This window comes from Streptomyces nojiriensis (assembly GCF_017639205.1).
GTDB classification, from domain to species: Bacteria; Actinomycetota; Actinomycetes; order Streptomycetales; family Streptomycetaceae; genus Streptomyces; species Streptomyces nojiriensis.
This window is the reverse complement of the sequence record NZ_CP071139.1, coordinates 5,973,467-5,996,884: the sequence shown is the minus strand read 5'-3', so window position 1 is coordinate 5,996,884 and position 23,418 is coordinate 5,973,467. Positions and strand designations below refer to the sequence as shown.

Annotated in this window: 21 protein-coding genes and 2 pseudogenes; 7 read left to right on the top strand and 16 right to left on the bottom strand. The window is 70.2% G+C overall.

From position 1 onward, the window contains the following. Positions 1-103: 103 nt before the first annotated feature. From fxsA to JYK04_RS28105, 4 genes are all read right to left on the bottom strand, one after another. Complete coding sequence (gene fxsA, locus JYK04_RS28120; RefSeq protein ID WP_189732525.1) at positions 104-298, bottom strand: FxSxx-COOH cyclophane-containing RiPP peptide; 195 nt, start codon at positions 296-298, stop codon at positions 104-106. Positions 299-410: 112 nt separating this feature from the next. Next, positions 411-3,704 (bottom strand): SAV_2336 N-terminal domain-related protein, encoded by a 3,294-nt coding sequence (locus JYK04_RS28115; protein WP_189732527.1) that lies wholly within the window; start codon positions 3,702-3,704, stop codon positions 411-413. Positions 3,705-3,710: 6 nt separating this feature from the next. Further along, the gene (locus JYK04_RS28110) at positions 3,711-4,736 is read right to left on the bottom strand and encodes an AAA family ATPase (protein WP_189732529.1); all 1,026 of its coding nucleotides are present in this window, start codon (positions 4,734-4,736) and stop codon (positions 3,711-3,713) included. A 42-nt stretch (positions 4,737-4,778) separates the two neighbouring features. Next, positions 4,779-6,926 carry a VMAP-C domain-containing protein gene (locus JYK04_RS28105; RefSeq protein WP_229875004.1) on the bottom strand — a complete coding sequence of 716 codons (2,148 nt, stop codon included), beginning with the start codon at positions 6,924-6,926 and terminating at the stop codon, positions 4,779-4,781. 129 nt (positions 6,927-7,055) lie between these two features. On the opposite strand from JYK04_RS28105, the gene JYK04_RS28100 reads away from it, so the two are divergent. Next, a complete protein-coding gene (locus JYK04_RS28100; protein WP_030009408.1) occupies positions 7,056-7,244 on the top strand; it encodes a DUF6104 family protein in 189 nt (62 codons plus the stop codon). Positions 7,245-7,375: 131 nt separating this feature from the next. On the opposite strand, the gene sodN is transcribed toward JYK04_RS28100, so the two are convergent. Beyond that, positions 7,376-7,771: a superoxide dismutase, Ni gene (sodN, locus tag JYK04_RS28095; RefSeq protein ID WP_030009413.1), complete on the bottom strand. Its 396-nt coding sequence runs from the start codon at positions 7,769-7,771 to the stop codon at positions 7,376-7,378. A gap of 171 nt (positions 7,772-7,942) precedes the next feature. Between sodN and sodX the strand changes: the two genes are divergently transcribed. Then, entirely contained in the window at positions 7,943-8,365 is a 423-nt protein-coding gene (gene sodX / locus JYK04_RS28090) for a nickel-type superoxide dismutase maturation protease (RefSeq protein ID WP_189732534.1), read from the top strand. On the opposite strand, the gene JYK04_RS28085 is transcribed toward sodX, so the two are convergent. Beyond that, positions 8,269-8,898 carry a CGNR zinc finger domain-containing protein gene (locus JYK04_RS28085; protein ID WP_189732536.1) on the bottom strand — a complete coding sequence of 210 codons (630 nt, stop codon included), beginning with the start codon at positions 8,896-8,898 and terminating at the stop codon, positions 8,269-8,271. The genes sodX and JYK04_RS28085 overlap by 97 nt on opposite strands. A 67-nt stretch (positions 8,899-8,965) precedes the next feature. Between JYK04_RS28085 and JYK04_RS28080 the strand changes: the two are divergent. Continuing rightward, positions 8,966-9,373 (top strand): annotated as a pseudogene (locus tag JYK04_RS28080) (class I SAM-dependent methyltransferase); the annotation flags it as partial. A 123-nt stretch (positions 9,374-9,496) separates the two neighbouring features. Here the strand turns inward: JYK04_RS28080 and JYK04_RS28075 are convergent. The 5 genes from JYK04_RS28075 to JYK04_RS28055 form a co-directional block, all read right to left on the bottom strand. Continuing rightward, positions 9,497-10,039, bottom strand: a complete 543-nt coding sequence (locus JYK04_RS28075) for an NUDIX hydrolase (protein ID WP_189732538.1) — start codon at positions 10,037-10,039, stop codon at positions 9,497-9,499. 4 nt (positions 10,040-10,043) lie between these two features. After that, the gene (locus JYK04_RS28070; RefSeq protein ID WP_189732540.1) at positions 10,044-11,165 is read right to left on the bottom strand and encodes an adenosylhomocysteinase; all 1,122 of its coding nucleotides are present in this window, start codon (positions 11,163-11,165) and stop codon (positions 10,044-10,046) included. A gap of 318 nt (positions 11,166-11,483) precedes the next feature. Further along, on the bottom strand, positions 11,484-12,329 hold the full coding sequence (locus JYK04_RS28065) for a helix-turn-helix domain-containing protein (protein ID WP_189732542.1): 846 nt from the start codon (positions 12,327-12,329) through the stop codon (positions 11,484-11,486). Then, positions 12,326-13,078 carry a DUF6879 family protein gene (locus JYK04_RS28060; RefSeq protein ID WP_189732544.1) on the bottom strand — a complete coding sequence of 251 codons (753 nt, stop codon included), beginning with the start codon at positions 13,076-13,078 and terminating at the stop codon, positions 12,326-12,328. The genes JYK04_RS28065 and JYK04_RS28060 overlap by 4 nt, the downstream gene beginning before the upstream one ends. A gap of 162 nt (positions 13,079-13,240) precedes the next feature. Beyond that, positions 13,241-14,173 (bottom strand): major capsid protein, encoded by a 933-nt coding sequence (locus tag JYK04_RS28055; protein ID WP_189732546.1) that lies wholly within the window; start codon positions 14,171-14,173, stop codon positions 13,241-13,243. 715 nt (positions 14,174-14,888) lie between these two features. Between JYK04_RS28055 and JYK04_RS28050 the strand changes: the two genes are divergently transcribed. Then, complete coding sequence (locus JYK04_RS28050) at positions 14,889-15,215, top strand: hypothetical protein (RefSeq protein WP_189732548.1); 327 nt, start codon at positions 14,889-14,891, stop codon at positions 15,213-15,215. Between the two features lie 72 nt (positions 15,216-15,287). On the opposite strand, the gene JYK04_RS28045 is transcribed toward JYK04_RS28050, so the two are convergent. Next, positions 15,288-15,626, bottom strand: coding sequence for an HNH endonuclease (locus JYK04_RS28045; protein WP_189733664.1), 339 nt, complete (start codon positions 15,624-15,626; stop codon positions 15,288-15,290). Positions 15,627-15,708: 82 nt separating this feature from the next. Between JYK04_RS28045 and JYK04_RS42425 the strand changes: the two genes are divergently transcribed. After that, on the top strand, positions 15,709-16,005 hold the full coding sequence (locus JYK04_RS42425; RefSeq protein ID WP_189732550.1) for a chitin binding peritrophin-A domain-containing protein: 297 nt from the start codon (positions 15,709-15,711) through the stop codon (positions 16,003-16,005). Positions 16,006-16,769: 764 nt separating this feature from the next. Here JYK04_RS42425 and JYK04_RS28035 read toward each other — a convergent pair. Then, on the bottom strand, positions 16,770-18,350 hold the full coding sequence (locus JYK04_RS28035; RefSeq protein ID WP_189732552.1) for a recombinase family protein: 1,581 nt from the start codon (positions 18,348-18,350) through the stop codon (positions 16,770-16,772). A 59-nt stretch (positions 18,351-18,409) separates the two neighbouring features. Between JYK04_RS28035 and JYK04_RS28030 the strand changes: the two are divergent. Continuing rightward, positions 18,410-18,811, top strand: a pseudogene (locus JYK04_RS28030) (SAM-dependent methyltransferase); the annotation flags it as partial. An 83-nt stretch (positions 18,812-18,894) separates the two neighbouring features. Here JYK04_RS28030 and JYK04_RS28025 read toward each other — a convergent pair. From JYK04_RS28025 to JYK04_RS28015, 3 genes are read right to left on the bottom strand one after another with little or no spacing between them, the layout of a single operon-like run. After that, complete coding sequence (locus JYK04_RS28025) at positions 18,895-19,659, bottom strand: amino acid ABC transporter ATP-binding protein (protein ID WP_030764406.1); 765 nt, start codon at positions 19,657-19,659, stop codon at positions 18,895-18,897. After that, a complete protein-coding gene (locus tag JYK04_RS28020; RefSeq protein ID WP_189732555.1) occupies positions 19,659-20,600 on the bottom strand; it encodes an amino acid ABC transporter permease in 942 nt (313 codons plus the stop codon). Before JYK04_RS28020 ends, JYK04_RS28025 begins: the two co-directional genes overlap by 1 nt. Before the next feature lie 39 nt (positions 20,601-20,639). Beyond that, positions 20,640-21,602: an ABC transporter substrate-binding protein gene (locus JYK04_RS28015; protein WP_189732557.1), complete on the bottom strand. Its 963-nt coding sequence runs from the start codon at positions 21,600-21,602 to the stop codon at positions 20,640-20,642. Between the two features lie 526 nt (positions 21,603-22,128). On the opposite strand from JYK04_RS28015, the gene JYK04_RS28010 reads away from it, so the two are divergent. Further along, the gene (locus tag JYK04_RS28010) at positions 22,129-23,331 is read left to right on the top strand and encodes an NAD(P)-dependent malic enzyme (protein WP_189732559.1); all 1,203 of its coding nucleotides are present in this window, start codon (positions 22,129-22,131) and stop codon (positions 23,329-23,331) included. Positions 23,332-23,418 lie beyond the last annotated feature (87 nt).

The following is a 23,418-nucleotide window of genomic DNA, read 5'->3' as shown; positions in this document are numbered from 1 at the left end:
GACACCCCGGCGGACGGTCCATCCCTGCCCTGGGGACGGTCCCGGCTAACGGCGGAAAGTGGTCAACTCGGTTTCAAGGTAGGACGGATCAGGCATGGTGCGATCAGGCCACGCTGGAGTCGAAGGCGTTGAGGATCTCCGCGGGATGGGTCACCCGCTCGACCATGCCCTCGATCACCCCGGCCAGCACGGGATGGTCGATCCCGCGCAGCGCCGCCAGGTCCAGCCCGGAGAGATCCGGCAGCCGCCCCGGGCATCCCGGGGTCGCCGCCGCCACTTCCTGCTGCTTCGTCACCATGTGCCGCCGGGCCCCCTGTCGCGTCGCACACCGGATGGTCCACTTCCCTTTCCCGTCGGCCGGTCCGTGGAAACAGCGGTCCCCGGCCCGGCCCGCGCCCTCGGCGCGGGCGTCAGAGCCCTGCCTCCAAGGCCAGGATCCGTACGCGGACCGCCTCCGAGCGCCCCGCGGCGCCCTCGCGGGTCCGCGTCCACAGCTCCAGAGCCGAACGGTACGCGTCCAGGGCCGCGCGGGGCCGGGCCAGGCGTTCCAGCACGTCCCCGCGCAACTGCTGGACGCGGGCGGCCAGCTGGACGGCGGTGTCCGCGCGGTCCTCCACGTCGGCCTCCAGGGCGGCCCGCCAGGCCCGCCGGTAGGAGTCCGCCGCCCGGTCGAGGCGCTCCAGCGCCCGGGTGTGGCCGTGGATCTCCTGCTGGACGTCGCCGTGGTCCCGCCAGATGCGGGCCTGTTCCAGCGGGTTGCGGCTGTGCCGGACGGCCAGCTCCAGCAGGTACTCGGCCTCCCGCAGGTCCACCGGGTCGCCCTCGTACGCGTGCCGCAGCCGGAGCCCGGTGGCCAGCCGCAGCAGCCGGTGGGCCGCACCGGGGTCGGACTGCGGGACCGCGGCCCGGCTCTCGCGCAGGACGCGTACGGCGGCCCCGGTGAACGGCCGCCCGTCGGTGGCCCGGGCCCGGTCCAGGAGTACGTCGCCCCACTCGGGCAGCAGTTCCCCGAAGGCCTCCGCGTCGCGGGGGATCAGCCGCCGGGCCCGGGCGTACGCCCCGGCCGCGTCCTCCAGTGCCGTCGGGTCGGCGTCCCGCGCGTACCGCTCCCGGTGCACGCGCGCCAGGCAGACCAGGGCGGCGACCCGCAGCTCCGGGTCGCCGCCCGCCTCCGCCAGGGCCGCTTCCAGCTGCCCGGCGGCCTCCTCCAGCCGGCCGGGGAGGCGGCGCAGCGCGTCGGCGAGCTCCACCCGGACCTGTGCGGTGCCCGGGCCGGTACGGCCGGTGCGGCCGGGGGCGGCGGGCGGGACGGCCAGGGCCGCGGCCAGGCGGGCTGCGGCCTGTTCGGCCAGGGCGGTGCGCTCGGCCGGGTCCGGGGTGCGGGGCAGCAGGGCCAGCAGGACGCGGCCCAGGGCCAGGTGCAGCTCGGGGTACGGGGCCGGACCGCCGTCCCGGGCGCCCTCCCCGGCGCCCTCCCCGCCTCCGTCCCCGCCGCCCTCCGGGCCGCCGTCGGTGCCGGAGGCCGGGGCCGCGCCCGGTGCCCGGCCCGCCAGGGGTTCCAGGGCCGTCCGGGCCTCGCGGAGCGCGCCCGCCTCGTCCCGCAGTCCGCTCAGCCGGATCAGGGTCTCCGCCCGCCGCACCGCGCAGTCCCGGCGCAGTTCCGGGTCGGCCGCGGCTCCGGCCGCCGCGAACTCCATGTCCGCCGCCGCCAGCAGCTCCGCGTCCGGTCCGGCGGCCAGCGCCCGCTCGTACAGCACGCGGCCGAGCACCGCGCCCGCGCGTGCCGTCCGCAGCCCGGTCACGGCCCGTTCCGCCTCGGCCAGCAGCTCCGGGTCCCGCTGGGCCGCCCACAGCCGCAGCAGCGCCCCCGCCAGCTCGGTCTCCGCCTCCTCCGGCGGGTCGCCGGGTCCCGGCGGGGCCGTCACCGCCCGCCGGAGCACCGCCACGGCCTCGTACAGCGCCCGTGCGCCGCCGTCCCCGTCGGCGTCGGCGTCCGCGAGCCGGTCCCGGGCGGCGCGCACCGCCCCGGCCCGGGTGGGCACCGGGGCCGCGGGGGGCCGGCGTACCGCGGGGCCCTCCTGCGGCATCCCGGGCAGGTAGCGCCGTACGACTTTGGCCGAAACCTGTGCGAAGGCCTGCGGGAGCCGCCCCTCAGGCACCCGCTCGTCCTCCTCGGGTCCGGGGTCGGCGACCGCCGGCGGGGTCCCGGTCAGCTGCGAGACCGCGAGCGCGGGGAAGTTCCGTACGCCCCGGCCGAAGTGCGCCAGTACGTACTCCGAGCAGTGCTTGAGCACCAGCGCGGCCTCGTCCCGCCCCAGCGGCCCCAGTAGGACGTCCTGCACCCCGGGGACGAACTCGTACCAGTGCCCCGGCCCCGGGCCGCTGCGCCGCAGCAGCCCGCTCAGCAGTACCTCCGCCAGGTCGGAGGGCTCGGAGTCCGGCAGCATCGTGCGCTGCACCAGCCGCATCACGGGCAGCGTCAGCGGCGCCGCCGACAGGTACACCGCGAGCTGTACGGCCCGGGGCGCGGCCGAGGACCGGAACCGGGCCACCAGCTCGCGCGGCGGGCGCATCGCACGCGGCGGCGGCAGGGGCGCGGCCGGATGGTCGGCCCGTACCCGGCCCACCTCGGCCGGTACGGGCCCGGCCGTGAGCCCGGCCAGCAGCCGGGCCCACGCGCCGAGGGCGGTCGCGCTCGGCGGCAGCACCGGCACGGTCAGCCCGCCGGTGGGGCGCCCGGGCAGCGGCGGCCGGTCGGGCCGGAAGGCGAGCTTCTGCCCGCCGCCCTCCGGCCGGGTGAGCGTGCCCCGCTCGGTGGGCAGCCAGCTGCGCCCCCACAGCCGCTGCGGCAGCGGCTGGACGACCATGCACGGGGTGCACTCGGCCCACCGGTGCAGCAGCCGCTGCGCGGTGCCCTCGCGCCACAGCGGCCCGGCGCAGTCGGAGACCACCATGGTCAGGGCCCGGCCGGTCGGGTCCCGTAACTGGTCGCCGGAGCGCAGGCCGGAGGCGCGTACGCAGCCGGGTGCGGGGCTGCGGCCGAGTGCGGCCGTGCCGTCGGCGAGGCGGTGCAGATAGTGCACCTGGACGTCCCGGAAGGCACCCAACCGCTCGCACACGGACCGCAGTTCCTCGAACATGTCCTGCCAGACGGCCATCGACGGGGACGCGTCCATCACCAGCCGTACGGTCGCCTCGCGCCGGCTCTCCGGCCGGAGCACCGGGATGACCAGTCCGAGGGTGCGGGCGCTGGCCTCGGCGGTGGCGGCCTCGTCGATCACCAGCCGGGTGGGCGGGCCGGGCGGGCGGTGCCGCTGGAGGGCGCGCAGGGCCCGCTGGATGTCCAGGATGCGGGGCAGCGCGGCGGCGCCGGGCACGCGTACGGGCACTCCGTACTCCTCGGGGGACTCCCCCGGCCGTTCCCCGTCGGCGCCGTCGGCCCGGGCCGCGCCGGGTGCGTAGAGCCCGACCGGCGCGTCGGCCTCCGTATCTGTGCGTACGGGCTCGGCGGGCTCCCCGGCCGGCTCCTCGGCCGGGGTCTGCGGGGCGCCCGGCCCCGGCCCGCCCGGGGCGGCCGGCCCGGGCGGGCCGATGTGGCCGGCCAGCCACAGGGCGTCGGCGAGTTCCCCGGCGGACGGGTCGAGCCCGGCGGAGAGCAGCAGCGCGGCCAGTTCACGGACGCCGGGTGCGCCGGCGGATGCCACGGCCGATCACCTCGGGCGGTCGAGGCGCTGGATGAGCAGGTCGGCGAGGTCCTCCCGGGTGGGCGGGGCGGCGTAGTGGGTCAGGTACACGGCGTTGAGCAGCTGGTCGGCGGCGACCAGCTCGGACTGGGAGCGGCTGAGGAACTCCCGGATCAGGTCGGCTCCGAGGCGGGCGGCCTCCTCGCCGAGGTGGGCGCGGACCATGGTGGCGAGCCGCTTCTCACCGGGCTGACCGAGCTTCAGCTGGATGCAGCGGCGCAGCAGGGCGGCCGGGAAGTCCCGTTCCCCGTTGCTGGTCAGGATGATGAACGGGAAGGCCCGGCAGCGCACGCGGCCGCCGCGGACGGTGACCTTGGTCCCGTCGTCGGTGAGCACCTGGACCTCGGGCTCGCTGTCGGCGACCCGTTCCAGCTCGGGGAGGGCGAACTCGCCTTCCTCCAGCACGTTCAGCAGGTCGTTGGGGAGGTCTATGTCGCTCTTGTCGAGCTCGTCGATGAGCAGGACGCGGGGCCGGGCCGTCGGCAGCAGGGCGGTGCCGAGCGGTCCGAGCCGGATGTACTTCCCGATGCCGGGCACCCCGGAGTGCGCGGCGGCCGGGCCGCCTCCGCCGCTCGCGGCGATCTGGACGTCCTGGAGCCGGGCCAGGGCGTCGTAGCGGTACAGGCCGTCCTGGAGCACGGTCCGGGACACCACCGGCCACCGCAGTACCCGCCCCAGCTTCAGCTCGTGGGCGACGGCGTGCGCGAGGGTGGACTTCCCGGTGCCGGGGAAGCCGGTCACGAGCAGCGGCCGCCGCAGGTAGAGGGCCGCGTTGATGGCCTCCAGCTCCTCCGGTTCCGGCCGGTGCAGTTCGGCGGCCTGCCGGTGCGCCCCGAGCCGCCGGGCCACGTTGCCGTCGGCGGCCCGGGCCGCACCGCCCGGTTCCGCCACGGGGCCGCCGTCGAAGTCCCGCCAGGGCGGCGGGTCGGGCAGGGCGTCGATCCCGTCGTGGGGCTCGCCCACCCCGCGGTATATGAGCCACTCGTCATTCATGGTGCTCCTGCTCCCTCCCTCGCGTCGTCCGCGGCGCCCCCGTCACAGGTCGCCCTGGAGCGGCTCCTCCTCCGGCAGCGGCCGTGCCGGGTCCTCCCACACCAGCCCCGTCCCGGCCGCCCAGTAGGCGTCGGGATCCGCCCCGTACGCCCGGCCCCGCAGGTTCTGCAGGCGTACGGGGAGCACCTCCGCCCGCCCCGCGTCGGCCAGTTCCTCCCGCAGCCCGCGGTGGAAGGGGGCGCAGGAGGCTCCCGGGTCCGGCGGTGGCCGCCGGGTCACCACCACCCCGTATCCGGCGTCCCGTACGGCGTGCAGCGAGCCGAGCGTGGGCTCCTGGTCGGCCGCGCGGCAGTGCACGGGCACGGTGTTGTCGGGGAGTCCCGTCAGCCACTCGGCGGCGGGGCTGCGCGGGCGCCCCCGTATGCAGTCGGCGCGTTCGTCCTGCAGCGGTCCGGCCTGGACCCGTGCCCAGCGGGCGGAGGCGTCGGTGCCCTCGCGGTCGGCGGGGTGCTCCCTGGCCTCGCCCGGGCCGGCGCCGCCCGGGTTCGCGCCGGCCCGGTTCGTCGTCCCGGCGGGGTTCGTCCCGGCGGGGTGGCGCAGGACCACCGGCCGCTGCACGCCGAGCGGTACGCCGCCCACCACCACCCATTCGTCCACCGCCAGCCCGAACAGCGCGGGGGCCACGGCCACTTCGAGCAGGGCGGCCGCCTCGTGGGTGTCGCAGCGCCGGAAGCCCTCGGCGAGCGGGGCCCGCAGGGCCTCCGGCAGGCCCGTCAGGGTGGCCCGTACGCCCGAGTCCACGGGTGTCACCCGCCCGGCGTGCGCGGGGCCGGCCAGCACCGAGACCCGCCAGTCGTAGACGTCCTCCCAGCCGTGCGCCCACACCTCCAGCAGCACCGAGGCCCCGGGCGGCAGCCCGCTGGAGCGCCGGGCCGGGCCGTACGCCGTCCGCCCGGCCGAGGCCCGGCGGCGCCGTTCGCGCTCGGCGAGGCCCCGCTCGTGGCGTTCGCCGAGCTCGCGCCGCAGCGGCCGCCACAGCCGCTCGGCCGTGGCCCGTACCCAGTCCCACAGTTCCTCGTCCGCGCCCGGCGTGGCCGGCTCCCGGTACTCGGCCACGCTCACGTCCGTCGCGTACCGGAGCATCGCCGCGGCCTCCGCGGTCCCGCCCGGCGGGTCGTGCAGCAGCCCCAGCCCGTCGCGCCAGCTCAGCGGGGCCGGCGGCAGCGGGTCCGGCTCCTCGCCGCGCGCCTCCTCGACCAGGGCGCGTACGACCTCGGAGGAGCCCGGCGGGGGCAGCTCGGCCAGCAGCCCGAACAGGGTGGTGCGTTCGCCGGGGGTGAGCCGGCCCCGGCCGGCGTACGGGTCGCCCTCCTGCGGCGGGAGCTCGCCGTGCACGTCGGTCCAGGTCCGCCGGTTGTCGAGGTCGCTGAGGTGCTGGTCGTAGTGGTACAGGTCGTGGGCCTGCATGATCCGGCGGTAGAGGCCGACCTGGCCCCGCGCGGCCATCGGCAGGGTGCGCAGCTGCACGACGGAGACGGCGAGCCCGCCGCCGCCCGTCTGCCGCCGGGCCTTGAGCACGCCGACGACCTCGCCGCGGACGAGGTCCACCACGGGCCCGCCGGACATGCCGGGCTCGATCTCGTCGTCGTCGCCGAGCCGGATGGCCGCTCCGTTCCCGGCCGTGCCGCGCAGCCGGGTGGTGCGGCCGGTGATCTCGGGGGTGCCGAGGTCCTCGGTGCAGCCGAAGTAGGCGACCTCGTCGAAGCGTGGTCTGGATCGGTCGGTCAGCCATACGCAGGCGTGCGAGACGGGCGCCAGCACCCTGACCAGCGCCAGGTCGGGCAGGTCCCACAGCGCGTGCCGGCCGGGCCGCCGTTCCTCCAGCCGCTCGGGCAGTACGCACTCCACGCGCCCGGTGACCGTGCCCGTGATGCTCCCGGCGGAAAAGGTGATGCCGACCTCGCGTCCCGTCAGACGCACCGCAGCACCCCCTTCGCCGACCACGTGCGCGCACGTCAGGACCCAGCCGGGGGCGATGAAGAAGCCGCTCCCCCACGTGGGACCGGTCCGATGACTGCGAGGGTTGTCATACCCGCCCGGCGGGGCGTGAACGCGTACGGTCGCCGCCTGGACGAGGGGCTCCAGAAGCTCGAAGGCGCGCGCGGACCCGGTCGTGCGCCCGTCCGTCATCCGCACCCCCCGCTCGTTGGGCATCCAGGCTAGACCCGGGGACGGCGCGTGCGGGAGGTCTCGCCGATAGGCGGATTATCCTGGCGGGAAACACCCCCTGCACACCCCCATCACGGCACGGAGCCCGACTTGTACTTCACCGATCGCGGCATCGAGGAGCTGGAGAAGCGGCGCGGCGAGGAGGAGGTCACCTTCGAGTGGCTCGCCGAGCAGCTGCGCACTTTCGTCGACCTGAACCCGGACTTCGAGGTCCCGGTGGAACGCCTGGCCACCTGGCTGGCCCGGCTGGACGACGACGAGGACGCGGACGACGAGTGATCCTCCGGGTCCGGACGCGGGGCTGACGGCCCTGCCCGGACCGCACGTACGTGACCGTCCGGTGCGACGGCACGCGCAGAGGGGCCCGTCCGCACGTGCGGACGGGCCCCTCTGCGCGTGGGAGGGAAGGCTCAGGCGGCCTTGGTCTCCCAGAAGATGCGGTCGATCTCGGCGATGAGCTCAAGAGCCTTCGCGCCGGTCGCCGGGTCGTTCGACGCCTTGGCGGCCGAGAGGGCCTTCAGGGTGTCGTTGACCAGGGTGTGCAGCTGCGGGTACTTCTCGAAGTGCGGGGGCTTGAAGTAGTCGCTCCACAGCACCGAGACGTGGTGCTTGGCGAGCTCGGCGCGCTGCTCCTTGATGGTGATGGCGCGCGCGCGGAAGTCGGCGTCTTCGTTGGCCTGGTACTTCTCCTGCACGGCCTTGACGGACTCGGCCTCGATGCGGGCCTGGGCAGGGTCGTACACGCCGCACGGAAGATCGCAGTGGGCGGAGACCTTCGCCTTGGGGGCGAAGAGGCGGGAAAGCATGGAGTTTGTCCTCCTCGTGATCGTCTTCTCAAGGGGGAGATTACTCGCTGAACAACCGGATTTCGCGGGCGCCCCCATGGGCTTAGGACAAAAGTCCAGGGGCACGGCCGGACCGGTGAGCGAATGTACGGACCGGTGCGGCAGCATGCGGGGGTGACGAGGAGGACACGCATGGTGGAGTTCGGGCGCCCGCGCGGGCGGTTCGAGGTGGTGGAGGTGACGGGGCCTTCGATGGTTCCCACGCTGCTGAACGGGGACCGGCTGGTCGTCCGGTACGGGGCTGCCGTACGGCCGGGCAACGTGGTCGTGCTGCGGCATCCGCTCCAGCAGGACCTGCTGGTGGTCAAGCGCGCGGTGGAGCGGCGGCCGGGCGGCAGCTGGTGGGTGCTCGGCGACAACCCGTACAACGAGACCGGCGACAGCACCGTCTTCGGGCCGGTGCCCGCGGAGCTGGTGCTGGCGACGGCGGTGCTGCGCTTCCGGCCGCGCGAGGAGGATCAGCGTTCGCTCAGGGCCCGGCTGTCCTGGGCGGCCTCGGCGCTGCGCCCGCTGCGGGCGGACTCCTCGGCCTCCAGCCGCTTGCGGGCGCGGTAGGCGGCCACGTTCGCCCGGGTGGCGCAGCGGTCGGAGCAGTAGCGCCGGGAGCGGTTGGTGGAGGTGTCCAGGTAGGCGTTGCGGCAGGGCGCGGCCTGGCACAGGCCGAGGCGGTCGGGGCCGTGCTCGGTGAGGGCGAAGGCCAGGCCCATGGCCGCCATGGCGGCGTAGCCGGCGGAGGCGTTCGAGGGGTGCTCGGCGAGGTGGATGTGCCAGTCGGGGCGGCCGTCGTCGGCGAGGGTCTCGTGGCCGGACACCTGGGGGCTGACGGGGAACTCCATGAGCAGCGAGTTCAGCAGGTCGACGGCGAGGACCTCGTCGCCGCCGTCGGCGGCCTCGAAGACGGAGCGCAGGCGGCCGCGGACGTTGCGGAAGCGGGTGACGTCACCGTCGGTGACGCGGCGCGCCATCTGCTGACTGGCGCCGAACAGGGCGCGGACGGCGTCCACCGAGGTGAGCGCGTCCTTGTTGCGGGCCGGCTCCTCGGTGTTGACCAGGCGCACGGCGAAGTCCGAGTAATGGGCCAGTTCCACTTGTAGTCCTTACGGCTGCGGATTAGTGTCTCCGGTAACGGCTGAGACGTCTTCGAGGGTATTACGTATGGAGGGGTTCGGGATGACGGATACGGCGGATACGGCCGAAGCGGCGGGCACGACCGACTGGCAGGCCTGGCAGGACAGCTGGGACCGGCAGCAGGAGTGGTACATGCCCGACCGCGAGGAGCGGTTCCGCGTGATGCTGGACATGGTCGAGGCACTGGTGGGACCCGCCCCCCGGGTGCTGGATCTCGCATGCGGTACGGGAAGTATCACGGACCGCGTCCTCAAGCGGTTCCCGGAAGCCACCAGTACGGGCGTCGATCTCGACCCCGCCCTGTTGACCATCGCCGAGGGGCACTTCGCGGGCGACGCACGCGTCACCTTCGTGACCGCCGACCTCAAGGACCCCGACTGGCGCGCCGCCCTCCCCCGCGGTTCCTTCGACGCGATCCTGACCAGGAAATCCCTCTAAACACACACCCTACTGCGCCGTTGTTGATCTAGTACGGCGAACACCCGAACAGACGTCTGCCCCGCCTGTCTGCCTCGGAGGAAGCTGACGGGCGGGGCCGAATCAGTGTCTGGGGCGCGTCTAGCGAAGCGACGCGAGGACCCGTGCCCGCAACGTCTCATCCGTGATCGTTTCCACGCTGCGCCACGCGTACCCGCTCACCTCTTCCTCCTGGAGCGCCACGGTCTGATCCCCCTCCAGCCGGAAGAGGTACCGGAAGTCGAAGTGCTGGTGCGCAGGCTCCCCCTTGCTCTCGTTCGCGGGAATCGGGTGCACGTCGATGTGGACCGGGACCGCGTGGACCGGGGAGACACTCAGGGTGATGCCGGTCTCTTCGATCAGCTCACGGAGTGCGGCACCCAACAGATCCGCATCCTCGGGCTCAAGATGCCCGCCCGGAGTCAGCCACTTACCAAGCGCCACGTGCCGAATGAACAGCGCCTGACCCGCGTTGTTGATGACCAAGGCCCCCGCTGTGGCGTGGCCCCGGAATTCCTTCCGGCTGGTCACGTCGGCCCCCTGGTCGATCAGCTCGTGAACGACCGCCAGGGCGGACTTGTCTTCGGGGTGCGCGTCGGTGTACTCGGCGAGGGTCGTACGGATGTGGTCTGCCGTGATGGGCATTCGATCACCTGTTGTAGTAGTGGAGCCAGGTAGCCGCGATGGCTTCCCGGTCGGCGGTGGGCACCTCGTGCATGGCGGCATCCAGCCCACCGCGAGCCAGCATGGCCGCGCCCGCGAGGATTTCGGCCTGAACGAGGAAGATGAACGGTCCAACGCTCGCACCGTGGATGAAGTTGACCGCCTCGCCTCCGTTCAGCAGATAGAAGTAGTGGCCGGTCGTGCTGTAGCGGCTCACGTGCTCGCCGGCGCTGTCGCGGGTGTAGCCCGAGGGCAGGCCGCTCAACTCCAGCTCGTCTTCCGAGCTGGTCACCGTCGCCACGTAGGCCCCGTTCTTGAGCTGCGGGAAGTCCTCGCCGCGCAGAGACAGCGCCCCCGTTGCGCAGAGAACGAGTCCGGCCGCCGCTATGGCTTGGTCCCGGTCCCGGGCAACTTCGAACCCCTGCGACATGGCCTGTGCGCGCCGTACGGGGTCGATGTCGTAGACGATCACCCGTACGCCCTTGACGTGCAGCAGTCGGGCGATGCTGGATCCGAGCTTGCCGAACCCGAGGACCAGGGCCGGGCGCCCGTGCAGGATGTCCCCGCGCTGCCGCAACAGCGCTTCGGCGGAAAACACCACGCTCTGCCCGACGAGGAAGTCTTCCGGGTCCTTGAGTGGCGAGCGAGCCACGGACACGACCGGGCACGGCAGCTTGTCCCGTTCGGCGTAGCGCTTGTGTCCGTTCTCGGTGTCCTCGACCACTCCGAGGACGGTTCCCGAGAACCGTTCACACAGTGCGTCCAGCGATGGCGCGAAGTACCCGCCCACGTCGAGCAGAACAACGCTCTCGCCGGCCGCTCTGGTCTCCAGGTACGTCACGGCGGTGTCCGGGTCGCTGAACATGTAACGGGACAGTTCATCGCACGCCACCGTTCGTTCGATCTCTCGGCGAGCGCTCGCGTGGATGGACTTGGGCTTGGGCAGAACGGCCCGCAGGTGCGACACCTTGCCCACGGCCCCGACGAACGCGGGTCGCTCGGGCAACAGGTGAGTGATCAAGAGCGAGGACGGACGCTCGGGCGGCGTGAACGCTTCGGCGACCTTGCCGAAGTACGTGTCAAGCCGTGCACGATCGGCTGTTTCCATGGACATCCTTTCTTGTTGTCGTCGGTCAGCGGAAGTGGGCGAATCGAACTACCGCGCGCGTACTCAGCACATGTCCTGGCATCGCCGACAGGTACAGCGGGGCTCGGCGGTGCTGGCAGGCAGCGGGTTCTGTGGATCACTCGGCACGATGATCTCGGGACCGTAGGTCTTTCCGCTGTCCCGAGATACGCGCAGCGTCATGGCACTACGCCTGGTGGTGTTCGTATTGTCTCGGCTCACCGCCCCACCCTTCGCCTCTGGCTCTGTCTGACAGAACGCTAGGCAAGGCGCGGGATGCCGGAGGGAGGGTATTCGCGGTTATTCTCGCGGACTCAAAGACTGCCTTGCCCGCATAAGCATCCGGTGCGCCTCTGCGCCGTAGAGAGCGTTCCTCTCCAGCGCTTCCCACGCACGAACGTGCAGGGCGACGTCTTCCGGATCGTCCAACCACATTTCGGCGTGCCACGTCTCGGTGATCACGAGGTTGTCGTCATGGACCGAGAATCCGACCCCGGCGGGGACGTTCATGTCCGCTTCGAACGGCACGATCCCTACCCTCACGTTCCCCGAGCCGAGCCGCCCCACGATTCGATCAAGCTGCGCCGAGAGCACCGGGGGTGAGCACGGGCGGGCCCTTAGAGCCCCTTCCCAGATGAGAAAGTGAAACGTCCGGCTCTGGTCCGTGAGGATGTCCTGCCGCCCCATGCGCGCCTGCACGGCGGCCTCGATGTCCCTGGGGGCGGTGTGGATCGCCGAGTATCGAGTGAGAACGGCGCGCGCATAGTCGGCGGTCTGAAAAAGCCCGGGTATCAGTGCGGGATCGAAGCTGCGCCGAGAGTGAGTCTTCTGAGCCTGTGCCCAGTGCGCTTCCTGCACGGCGCGATAACCGCCCGCCAGCTGTCTGCGCCATGATCGGTACTGCGTCTCCAGCCCGCGCAGCCGACCGACCAGTTCACCGCTCACCTCCGGGCTCCCGGTCCCCTCGGCCCACGCCTTGAGATCGGCGACGGTCGGCGTCTGCTTGCCGTTTTCCAGCTTGCTGACCTTGGACTGTCCCCACTCAAGCCGGTCGGCAAGTTCGCGGCCCGTAAGCCCGCCCTCGGTACGCAGCTCCCGCAGGCGCGCGCCGAGGGACACCCGGGCTTGCTGAAAGTCCGTACTCACTCAGCGGACGGTACCTGAGCCGTGAACTCCTGGTACGGGACTGCGTGGTGCCATGCCGCATCCCGCACCTGGCAGGCCCGCAGCACTTCCGCCGGATCGGTGATCAACTCCATGCCGATGGTGCGCTCACCCTCGAAGTGGAAGCGCGCCACGGTGCGGGAGTCGAACAGCCAGAAGTCCGAGAGGTTCACGCCGTAGCGCTCGGCATCATCGCGCCACAGGTGGCGGATGTCCTCGCCGGCTGCCACGTTCGTCCGAGCGCAGGCGAGCAGGTACCGCTGACCGGTGGTCGGCGGGTTGTCCACGATCCGTACCCGCTCGAAGCGCTTGCCGCTGTCCACCATGCGCCGGACGTTGGCGAACCACGGGTGCCCGACTTCCCCGGCCGTGTCACCGGTCCGCAGGAACTCTTGATAGGACGGCATCGCCTGATCGGACGCGTATCCGCTTCGGGTCTCCAGCCGCCATGCGGTGTGCTCGAACCCGTCGTTGATGAACTCGCTGATCTTCTGTTGCGGCACGAACTCGGGCACGTGCGTGACCTCCCTCGGGGAGAAGTTCGCCAGCAGCGCCCGAGGCACGACCACGAACGCTTCTCCCTCCTTGACGTACTTGAGCTGTGCCACGTCCGTGGGGTCGGTCACCGCATCCCCTTGTACGAGCACTTCCCCAGTGTCCAGGTCCTCATACAGCGTCGGGCAGTCGCCCACTCCGGATGTGCTCCCGAGGACCCGCAGTCGCCTTGCCATGGCTGTTCCCCTCGTCGTCGGACACAACAGCGCAAGCATGATGATCCGAAGGGGCCCCTGTCCGGGGTGATTCTCGATTATTCGCATCCCTGGCCACACGCAGAAAGCCCCCGCACCCGCCACCCTGTGAAGGGAGACGAGCACGGGGGCTCTGTGGGTTGATCAGCCGGTCAGCACGTTGGTCAGTCGGGCGGCTGCCTTTCCTCCGAACAGTGCGAGACCGCAGTAGAAGTCGATGCGGGTCCGGTAGACGGGCTTGTCGTGGGACTCGCCGAGGTCGGTCGCCTGTACGCCACCGTTGGTCAGTCCGGTGACCCCTGCGTCAGCCTCGGTGGACCCGAAGCGGACCGCGTAGATGTCACCGGTCTGCTTGCCGCCGGTCCCAGCCGTCAGGGGCAGCACGTCCGTACCGTCGAGCTTCTGGCCCGCGTCGAGCATCGGGATTCCGTTCCACATCACGGCACGCTTGCCCGCGATCTCCGACGTCAGCAGTTCGGAACCGCCGAGCCGGCGGAACCCTGATGCGATCTTGGCTCGGATGTCGGCGTTCATGTAGAGCGCGCCGTTGGCACCGTTAATGCCGCGGACGCGTGCGGTCAGGGTGTCCAGCGCATCGAAGAACTCGTAGCCGTTGGCCACCGGTCCGAGCCCCTTGGCATCGGTGACCTGAGTGCCGAAGAGGCGCTTACGCAGACCGTCGAACCCCTTCGGGTCCACCATCACGTCGCCGTTGAAGAACTGATCCGAGAAATGAACGGATGCCGCCTTGACCTTCATCATGATCTGAACGGCCCGCTGATCGTTCAGGTTGCCGCGGGTCTGCGCGATGAACTTGTCCACGTCCGCGTCACCACCCAGGATGGCAAGCGTCTCGATCCTCTGATTCAGAGTTCCCGTGCTTTCCGGATACGCCTCGTTGACCGCGCGGAACGAGACGCCCGGGAGAGTGGATTCCTCGTTGTATCGGTAGGCATTTCCAGCGACCGTCAGCAGCGGAAGGCGATCCAGGATCGGCGATTCCTGAACGAACGTCTCGATGACACCGCGCTGCAACTGGTCCTGCGAGAGCTTGGCAGATTCGGCCAGAGTAATCATTGAATTCTCCAATGGTGATAGTGGATACAGCAAAGGAGCGAAACCGTGAACTCGGTGTCGCTCCACAGGAAAGCTCTAATGAGCCGTGCAAGTTTTTTGCCTCCCTGCCGTGCGGTCTCGGGAGGGGCAGGGGTCACCCCCCTGGGTCAGAACGGCGGACGCTCCAGCGATTCACGCCGCGAACGCGCTTCCGCAGCGAATCCGCCCGGCTGATGCCTCGCGGTCTCCCTGCTGTGGCACGACGTGCACAGCGGACGCAGGCGAGAGGCAACGTCCGGATCGGCAACCCCCCGAGCAAGCAGCGACCGACGCGACTCGGGGAAGTGGTCCGCAACCGTCGCGGTCTTTCCACACAGCACGCACCACGGGTTCCGGTACAGGTACGCGCGCCGGATGTAAGGCCAGCGAGGCCCGTACGCGCTCGTCCCTGGCGTGACCCGCTGCGCGGTTGCCTCGCGCTCATGAGCGGCACAGCGGCCACCACGGGCGGTCAGCTCGGGGCACCCGGGTACAGAGCAAGGGGGGCGGGGTCGTCGGGGCATGGGGGATCACCTCCAAAAAGGGTGGGGTAGTGGAGTCAAGGGCCACACGGGCGATCTCGTTCGCGCCACCTCGCCGATTCCCGGCCGTTCCACCGCAAGTCGCGGTTGCGGTGACGTTGCGCAGTGCAACGCTCTGACCAGGCAGGCAGGTAGCCGGCCAGCGAGGAGACGCCATGTCTGAAACCACGTCCAACGCCAAGGGACCGGCCCCGGTCACGTACAAGCCCGCAGCGACCGAACCGACGCTCATCCCGGCGGACCAGGTCAAGCCCGAGGACATCGGCAAACTGTCGATCGAGTACCGGGACGGTCAACCTGTGGTCGTCGTCAGCGGGGGGACTGTCATTCCAGCGCACCTCCCTGTCGTCGGCTCCGGAGCCCCCACACCCGGCTACGCCCGGGTTCGCGACCTGGCAACGTTCAAGCCACACCTTGAGAACGATTCCCACTGGTTCTACCTCGGTCCTGGGGCCACCAACGGGGATCCGATCGGACGCTAGCTCCGAAGTCAGCAGCGGTCTTGGCCCTGTGGCACGGGCGGCGTAGCGCCTGAACGTTGCCGTCCGTGTCCGTCACGCAGCGGCCCCGAACTCCGTTGCTGTCTTAAGCGCGTGGCACCCGTGGCACAGCACCTGCACGTTCTCGTCTGTGTCCTCGCCACCGAGGGACAGCGGGCGCACATGGTCCACGTCCACGTCATCGGAGCCGTACGTTTCCAGGCACCAGTCACACCAGGCCGTACCCCGTTCCTGCACGTGTCGGCGGAGCCGCGCAGCAGCGTCATACCGTGCCGCCCGTCGCCGGCTCCGTGACCGCCGTGCCCGAACAGCGGGGCGACGCTCGTAGTCCTGGTGGTGGCCGTGGCAGCGTCCGCGGTGTGTGGCGGGCTCGGTGCAGTCGATACAGTGCATGATGACCCCCTGGTCGTCGTGGTCCTGGTGCTCGATGACGCGGTGCAGTGACCGCCACCGATAGGGGCTCGTTGAGCCGAGTATGGACACGCGAAAGATCGTCGTTGGCGGCGCCCTGGCCGCACTATTTGCCCTCGGATGTGCCCCGTCTTGGTCAGCCGCGCAGGCCGGGCCAGTTGACAGCACCGCTGGCATCGAACGCGAACAGTGCGATGGATCCGAGATGTTCAAGCTCGACGAAACCGATGCCAGGGGGTACTACCAGTGCAACATCGCTCTCGGTCGATGGGAACTCCACTATTGCGGAGACGGTCTTTGGTGGAGCCCTGAAGGCAACCGTTGCGACTGGCCGGAAAACTCAGGCCAGACGCCTTCTTAGCCCGTACAAGGAAACGCTGTTGTTGGGTCATCGGGCTGATATGTGTGAGGCAAACCGTGGCACCGATGCCTTGGGCTCCCAACCATGGCGCCGTTCGGCGCCGTTCCTCGTAGCCCTCGTCGTCCTCGCCGGCTCGGGACCAGCCCAGACGCGATGGGGACCACACGCGCTTACAACCCCTTTCGGCACCCCGGAGGGCGGTTACTCATGGGCGGTGTGGTCCCCGCTCGCTGCCTCACGACCCCTGCGGCCACCCCCGTAACGAGGGGGTGCGTGGTGCACGGGCAGCGCGTTGATTCCGAGAGCGGGCACTCTGTCCGCCGGGTTCCCCCGTTGGGTGGGTGCGCGGTATTCCCGGTCTCGGAAGTAGTGGAGAGCAAGGCTTGCCGCACCCCACCGGGGTGAGGTTGGCTGCGCTTGCTCCGGTCTATGTGGAGAGCAACCCTTGCCCGCCCTCGCAGTGGCGTGGGGCAGAGCCGGTTTCTCTCTCGGTCCTAGTGGAGAGCAACCCTTGCCCCGAGCCCGGTCGGTGATGCGGTGGCGTTCGGGGTAGCTGTCTCTGTTCTTTCTTATTTTTTCTACGTGTTCTAAAAAGACGGTTGTAACCGTCACTCCAACACCACTCGCCCCGCTGGTGAGCTGCCCGAGCCCTAAGGGGCCGCCAGCGAGCAGTCGCGGAACGCCCCATACGCCTGCCTGCGGGCACGAGAAAGCCCCGGACGGTCACGGGGACCATCCGGGGCTGTTCGGCCGCTTACAGGCCGTCAGGCACTGGCATCGATGTCTTCAAGCTCGGCCAGCGCGGCCTCTTCTGCATGTTCTTGTGCCGCCTTCCGATTCGCTGCCTGCTGCTCCGGGTCGAGCGCCGTTGCGCGGAACCGGCGCGTGGAGTGGCCAGGGTGAAGCTCTATCCGCACGTCGAACTCCGCGAGGATCTCGCGACGTGCCACATTGTCAGGAGCGGACAGCCAGTCCTCTTCCACGGTGCGGCCGACCGACATCCAGCGCATCCCCGCCGGACGCTCCGGAAGCTCCTTCAGTTCGGCGATCTCCCGCGTCATCCGGGCATACTCGGTCCGGAACCACTCCGTGTCCTCTTCCGACTCGTACAGGCCCGCCTGGCGGTCTCCCCGGAGCCGCGTACGGTCGGCCTCGATCTCCGCGATTCGCGCGGCGTACCCGGTACCGGGGTCGAACTCCTTGCGCCGGACGTCGTGAGATCCGAACGCCACAAGGAACCACTCCGTAACCAGCTCATCCAGCATCGGAATGGACATCGTCGGTGCGGGCTTGCAGTGCGCCGACGTGGGGATGCCCCGTACACGTGCCGAGCAGCCGTACGCGTTGTTCTGCTTGTGGCGGGACGCCACCCACAGCCGGTGACCGCAGGTGCCGCAGAACGCCAGACCAGACAGCAGGTGCTCGCCCTTCGGGGCACGTGCACCCGTCCACTTCGCAGCCGTCTTCGCGATCAAGGCGTCCCGGGTCGCGTGGTCCCACAGGGGAGGGGCAATGCGCACGGCGTGACCGTCCGGACCGATCACCGGGCGCTCGTCGTGCATCAGGTACCCCAAAGACGCCTCGCTGGTCAGCATCCGCTTGATCGCCTTCGGGTTCCACAGCGTCCCCTTGGGCTGCCGCCCGTACATGACCGATCGGTGATCGGCCGGAGAGAGCACTCCCGCCCGGTTGAGCCGGACGGCCTCCGTGTGGACGGTCACCATGCCCGTCTCGTCGGCGAGGATGCGTTGCGCCACGTCCCGGATGATCAGCGCGGCAACCGGGTCCAGCTCCACGTGATCGACCTTGGCCGTGGGGTGCAGGCGGACGAACTGATACCCGTACCGGTTCTTCTGCTTGGGCTGTCCGGCCGCACGGGCACGCTTGGTCTCGTCCCGGTTGCGCTTCTGGATGGCCCGCAGCTCCATCTGTGCCCCGAAGGACTCCATGGACAGGCGCATCTCGTCGTTGGGGTCGTCCAGGTTCCACGGACCCTCGTGACCGTATGTGATCAGCAGACGCCCGGACTCGTGGACCGTGTAGGCCGTGTTCAATACGTCCCGCTGGTTACGGCCGATCCGGTCAACGGCCGAGCCCGCGATCCCGTCGTACGGGCCCATCTCGTCCCGCAGCCAGGGGCCGAGCTGCGGGCGCGCCATCGGGTCAGTGGCGCCCGAGACCTCCCAGTCGTCGGCCCATGCGATGAGGTGGCCCCCCACGGCGGCAACGGCGCTGAGCACCTGGTCCAACTGCTTCTCAGGGCTGTTGGTCGAGTCCTTCAGGCGAGAGAGGCGACGTACCCCCACCAGGCACTTTCCGCATCCGTCGCACTCACTCGTGATCATGCGGTTCATCTTGCGCGATCTCGCTTCCCGCACGCATGTGCGTTTTGCGGGATCTCCCGACGGCCACCGCCCTGCACTGGCTGCCGAGCGCGGAGCTGGCCGTCCTGTACGGACAGCTCGCGCCGCTCCTGGTTCCGGGCGGGGTGTTCATGAACGCCGACCACATGCCCGACCCCGCCACCCCGCGCATCGACGCCGCCGAGCACGCCCACCGGCACGCCGGCATGGACCGGGCCAAGGCCGCCGGAGCGGTGGACTGGCGCGAGTGGTGGGCGCTGGCGGGGGCCGACCCGGCGCTGGCCGAGCAGGTCGAGCGGCGCTTCGAGATCTACGGGGAGCACGCGGACGGCGACACCCCCTCCGAGGCCTGGCACGCCGAGACCCTGCGCGCCGCCGGCTTCGCGGAGGCCCGTACGGTCTGGCGCTCCCCCTCGGACGCGCTGGTCCTGGGCCTGAAGTAGGGATCCCGAAATGACCGAGGGGCGGTACGGATTCCCGTACCGCCCCTCGTCCGTCCGCGGGTGCAGGTCACTGCACCCCGGAACTACAGCACCTTGGAGAGGAATGCCTTCGTGCGGTCGTGCTGGGGGTTGCCCAGGACCTCGCGGGGGTGGCCCGACTCGACGACCACGCCGCCGTCCATGAAGACGAGGTTGTCGCCGACCTCGCGGGCGAAGCCCATCTCGTGGGTGACCACGATCATGGTCATGCCCGACTCGGCGAGGTCCCGCATGACGTCGAGGACGTCACCGACCAGCTCCGGGTCGAGGGCCGAGGTGGGCTCGTCGAAGAGCATCAGCTTCGGCTCCATGGCCAGCGCGCGGGCGATCGCCACGCGCTGCTGCTGGCCGCCGGAGAGCTGGGTGGGGTAGTTCCCGCCCTTGTCGCCGAGACCGACGCGGTCCAGGAGCTTGACGGCGCGCTCGCGCGCCACCGCCTTGGACTCCCCCTTGACCATGACCGGGGCTTCCATCACGTTCTCGATGGCCGTCATGTGCGGGAAGAGGTTGAAGCGCTGGAAGACCATGCCGATGTCCCGGCGCTGGGCCGCGACCTCGCTGTCCTTCAGCTCGTAGAGCTTGTCGCCCTTCTGGCGGTAGCCGACGAGCTGCCCGTCGACGTACAGCCGTCCCGCGTTGACCTGCTCCAGGTGGTTGATGCACCGCAGGAAGGTCGACTTGCCGGAGCCGGACGGGCCGACCAGACAGAAGACCTCACGCGGGGCGACCTCCAGGTCGATGCCCTTGAGGATGTGCGCCGCACCGTAGGACTTGTGGACGCCCTCGGCCTTCACCATGGCAGTCGTCATCAGGCCACCGCCTTGCGGTTCGAGAAGCTGGACAGTTTCGCCTTGACCTTCTGCAGCGGTGTCGGCGGCAGCGAGCGGAGCGCACCACGGGCGTAGCGGCGCTCCAGGTAGTACTGGCCGACGCTGAACACCGAGGTCAGGGCGAGGTACCAGATCGAAGCGACGAAGAACATCTCCATCACCGCGAACGAGGTCGAGGCGATGTCCTGAGCCGCGCGCAGCAGGTCGAAGTACTGCACGGCGACCACCAGCGAGGAGGTCTTGAGCATGTTGATGAACTCGTTGCCCGACGGCGGCACGATCACCCGCATGGCCTGCGGCAGCACGACGCGGCGCATCGTCTGCGTGCGGGTCATGCCGAGCGCGTGCGAGGCCTCGGTCTGGCCCTCGTCGACCGACTGGATGCCGGCGCGGACGATCTCCGCCATGTACGCGCCCTCGTTCAGGCCCAGACCCAGCAGGGCGGCCAGGAACGGGGTCATGACCTGCGTCATCTCGTCCTTGTAGAACCCGAGGTTCAGGATCGGGAAGATCAGGGCGAGGTTGAACCAGATCAGCAGCTGCACGTACACCGGGGTGCCGCGGAACAGCCAGATGTAGAACCAGGCGATGGTGCTGGTCACCGGGTTCTTCGAGAGCCGCATGACGGCGAAGAGAATACCGAGGACCAGGCCCAGGGCCATCGAGGTGATGCTGATCCAGACCGTGTTGACGACGCCGCGCAGGATCGTCGGGTCGAACAGCTTCTCCGGCACGGTCGCCCAGCGCACGTTGCCCTGCGAGAAGGCGACGGCGAGCGCCACGACCAGGCCGATGACGACCACGGCGCTGACCCAGCGGCCGTAGTGGCGCACCGGGATGGCCTTGATGGCCTCGGGGGGGAGGGCCCCGGCCGGCGGGTTGTCCGCCGGGCCCGGGACCTTGTCGAGCTTGTCAGTCACAGTGACTGCCCTTCAGTGTGCTGCGGTGGTACGCGGAGATCAGGAACCGGCGTTGATCTTGGCCTCGGTCACGGCGCCGGAGCCCGCGTTCCACTTGTCCAGGGCGGCCTTGTACGTGCCGTCCTTGATGACCGCGTCAAGGGCTTCCTTGAGCGCGTCGCGCAGCTGGGTGTTCTTCTTGTCCACCGCGATGCCGAAGAGACCGGCGTCGGTCGGGTTGGCGATGGCCTCGAAGTCGTTGCCGCCGCCCGCGGTCTGCGCGATGTACGCGGCGACCGGGGAGTCGTTCAGGTCCGCGGCGGCGCCGCCGGCCTTCACTCGGGTCTGGGCCTCGGCATCGGTCGGGAAGGACTCGATCTTGAGCTCGCCCTTGCCGTCCGTCTTGCACTTCTCGGCCTGGGTCTTGGCCGACTCCTCGTACGTGGTGCCGCGCTGCACGGCGACCGTCTTGCCGCACAGGTCGTCGAGGGTCTTGATGCCCTGGGGGTTGCCCTTCTTGACCAGGATGCCGGTCGAGGAGGAGAAGTAGTCGACGAAGTCGACACCGGCACCGGTCTTGGCGCCCTTGTCGTCCAGGCCCTCCTGACGGGCCTTGGTGTCGGTGAGCGAGGACATGACCAGGTCGCTGCGGCCCGTCTGCATGCTGCCGATCAGCGTGTCGAAGGTGCCGGACTCGAACTTGAACTGCACGCCGAGCTGCTTGGCCATGGCCGCCGCCACGTCGGGGTCGACGCCGACGATCTTGCCGCCCTCGGTGAACTCCATCGGCGCGTAGGTGGCGTCCGTGCCGACCTTGATGACACCAGCGTCCTGGACCTTCTTCGGGAGCTTGGAGAAGAGCGGGGCGCTGCTGTTGGCGGCCGCGCCCGACGGGGTGCTGGAGGCCTTGTCGGTCTGGTCACCACAGCCGGTGAGGATCAGGGCGCCCGCGACCGCGATCGCGCCGACCGCGGCGATCCGGGACCGTGCAGCGGTCGTACGACGGGTGGTGCTAGCGGTCATGGCTTGGTTCCTCCGGCGCTGGTGGAAAAGCATCGAAAAACGGTCGGACACGCACCATCGAGTGTCGCGACCTTGTGTGATTACGGCATCTTGCCATTCGGACTGAGACATTCAGGGTGCCCGTCAGGTCAAAATCGCATAACGGGCGCCCTGGGTAGCCCAACAGGACTGCGGAGAACGGGGTTCGAGGCCGCAGATACTGCTGTGACCTGCTGTTTTGGCCGCAGTTTCTACGGGGCGTCTCGCCCACTGGACGGCAAGGTTTGGACTTTTCGCCAAAAGCCGGGCAGCGGGCCTACAGTTGAGCGGGAATCGACTCGTCTGGGCGAGCGTTCTTCGGGTAGAACAGATCCTTACACCCCTCATCCGGGGCTCAGGGCGCGCGTGCGGCGCGCCCGCGCGTACGAACCTCCCCTTCGCGGAGACGGGCCAACCGTTGACGCGGAGTACGGACGCGGTGCCCGCCCACCCCTTAACCAGGAGTGGCCACCCTCAACGAACAAAAGGAATTAAGGGGTCACACGAAGTGGCAGCGGAGATCGTCAACCCTCGCAGCGACAGCGCGACGGACAACAACCCCGACGCGGTGTTCGCACTGCACCGGGGCGGCAAGATGGCCATCCAGGCCACGGTTCCGGTGAACGACAAGGACGACCTGTCCCTGGCCTACACGCCGGGCGTGGCGAAGGTGTGCACGGCCATCGCCGAGCAGCCGGAACTGGTGAACGAGTACACCTGGAAGTCCAACGTGGTCGCCGTCGTCACCGACGGCACGGCCGTGCTCGGCCTCGGTGACATCGGCCCGGAAGCCTCCCTCCCCGTGATGGAGGGCAAGGCCATCCTCTTCAAGCAGTTCGGTGGTGTGGACGCGGTCCCGATCGCGCTCGCCACCAAGGACACGGACGAGATCGTCGAGACGGTCATCCGTCTGGCCCCGTCCTTCGGCGGGGTCAACCTGGAGGACATCTCGGCGCCCCGCTGCTTCGAGATCGAGCGCCGCCTCCAGGAGGCGCTGGACATCCCGATCTTCCACGACGACCAGCACGGCACGGCCATCGTGACGCTGGCCGCGCTGCGCAACGCCGCCAAGCTCACCGGTCGCACCCTCGGCGACCTGCGCGCCGTGATCGCGGGCGCGGGCGCGGCGGGAATCGCCATCGCCAAGATCCTGGTGGACGCGGGCATCGGCGACGTCTGCGTCACCGACCGCAAGGGCGTCGTGTCCGCGGACCGCTCCGACCTGACGGACGTCAAGGCGGAGATCGCCGGCCTGACCAACAAGACCGGCCAGACGGGCTCCCTGGAGACCGCGCTGAACGGCGCGGACGTCTTCATCGGCGTCTCCGGCGGCTCCGTCGCCGAGGAGGCGGTGGCCACCATGGCGAAGGACGCGTTCGTCTTCGCCATGGCCAACCCGAACCCGGAGGTCCACCCGGACGTCGCGCACAAGTACGCGGCGGTCGTGGCCACGGGCCGTTCGGACTTCCCGAACCAGATCAACAACGTGCTGGCCTTCCCGGGCATCTTCGCGGGTGCCTTCAAGGTGCGCGCCACCCGGATCACCGAGGGCATGAAGATCGCCGCCGCCGACGCCATCGCCGGTGTCGTGGGTGACGAGCTCGCCGCCGACTACGTGATCCCGTCGCCGTTCGACGAGCGCGTGGCCGAGGCCGTCGCCACGGCCGTGGCCGCGGCGGCCAAGATCGACGGTGTGGCCCGTCTCGTCTGAGACCGGACCTGAGCAGTACGCCAAGAGGCCCGACCGGATCCCATCCGGCCGGGCCTCTGCTTTTGCACGCGGCGCTCGCGCGGTGCG

Excerpts from the sequence above, each read along its gene's own strand:
- fxsA (WP_189732525.1), bottom strand. The coding sequence starts at position 298 with ATGGTGACGAAGCAGCAGGAAGTGGCGGCGGCGACCCCGGGATGCCCG.
- JYK04_RS28110 (WP_189732529.1), bottom strand. The coding sequence starts at position 4,736 with ATGAATGACGAGTGGCTCATATACCGCGGGGTGGGCGAGCCCCACGAC.
- JYK04_RS28105 (WP_229875004.1), bottom strand. The coding sequence starts at position 6,926 with ATGACGGACGGGCGCACGACCGGGTCCGCGCGCGCCTTCGAGCTTCTG.
- sodN (WP_030009413.1), bottom strand. The coding sequence starts at position 7,771 with ATGCTTTCCCGCCTCTTCGCCCCCAAGGCGAAGGTCTCCGCCCACTGC.
- sodX (WP_189732534.1), top strand. The coding sequence starts at position 7,943 with ATGGTGGAGTTCGGGCGCCCGCGCGGGCGGTTCGAGGTGGTGGAGGTG.
- JYK04_RS28075 (WP_189732538.1), bottom strand. The coding sequence starts at position 10,039 with ATGCCCATCACGGCAGACCACATCCGTACGACCCTCGCCGAGTACACC.
- JYK04_RS28070 (WP_189732540.1), bottom strand. The coding sequence starts at position 11,165 with ATGGAAACAGCCGATCGTGCACGGCTTGACACGTACTTCGGCAAGGTC.
- JYK04_RS28060 (WP_189732544.1), bottom strand. The coding sequence starts at position 13,078 with ATGGCAAGGCGACTGCGGGTCCTCGGGAGCACATCCGGAGTGGGCGAC.
- JYK04_RS28055 (WP_189732546.1), bottom strand. The coding sequence starts at position 14,173 with ATGATTACTCTGGCCGAATCTGCCAAGCTCTCGCAGGACCAGTTGCAG.
- JYK04_RS28050 (WP_189732548.1), top strand. The coding sequence starts at position 14,889 with ATGTCTGAAACCACGTCCAACGCCAAGGGACCGGCCCCGGTCACGTAC.
- JYK04_RS28045 (WP_189733664.1), bottom strand. The coding sequence starts at position 15,626 with ATGCACTGTATCGACTGCACCGAGCCCGCCACACACCGCGGACGCTGC.
- JYK04_RS42425 (WP_189732550.1), top strand. The coding sequence starts at position 15,709 with ATGGACACGCGAAAGATCGTCGTTGGCGGCGCCCTGGCCGCACTATTT.
- JYK04_RS28035 (WP_189732552.1), bottom strand. The coding sequence starts at position 18,350 with ATGATCACGAGTGAGTGCGACGGATGCGGAAAGTGCCTGGTGGGGGTA.
- JYK04_RS28025 (WP_030764406.1), bottom strand. The coding sequence starts at position 19,659 with ATGACGACTGCCATGGTGAAGGCCGAGGGCGTCCACAAGTCCTACGGT.
- JYK04_RS28015 (WP_189732557.1), bottom strand. The coding sequence starts at position 21,602 with ATGACCGCTAGCACCACCCGTCGTACGACCGCTGCACGGTCCCGGATC.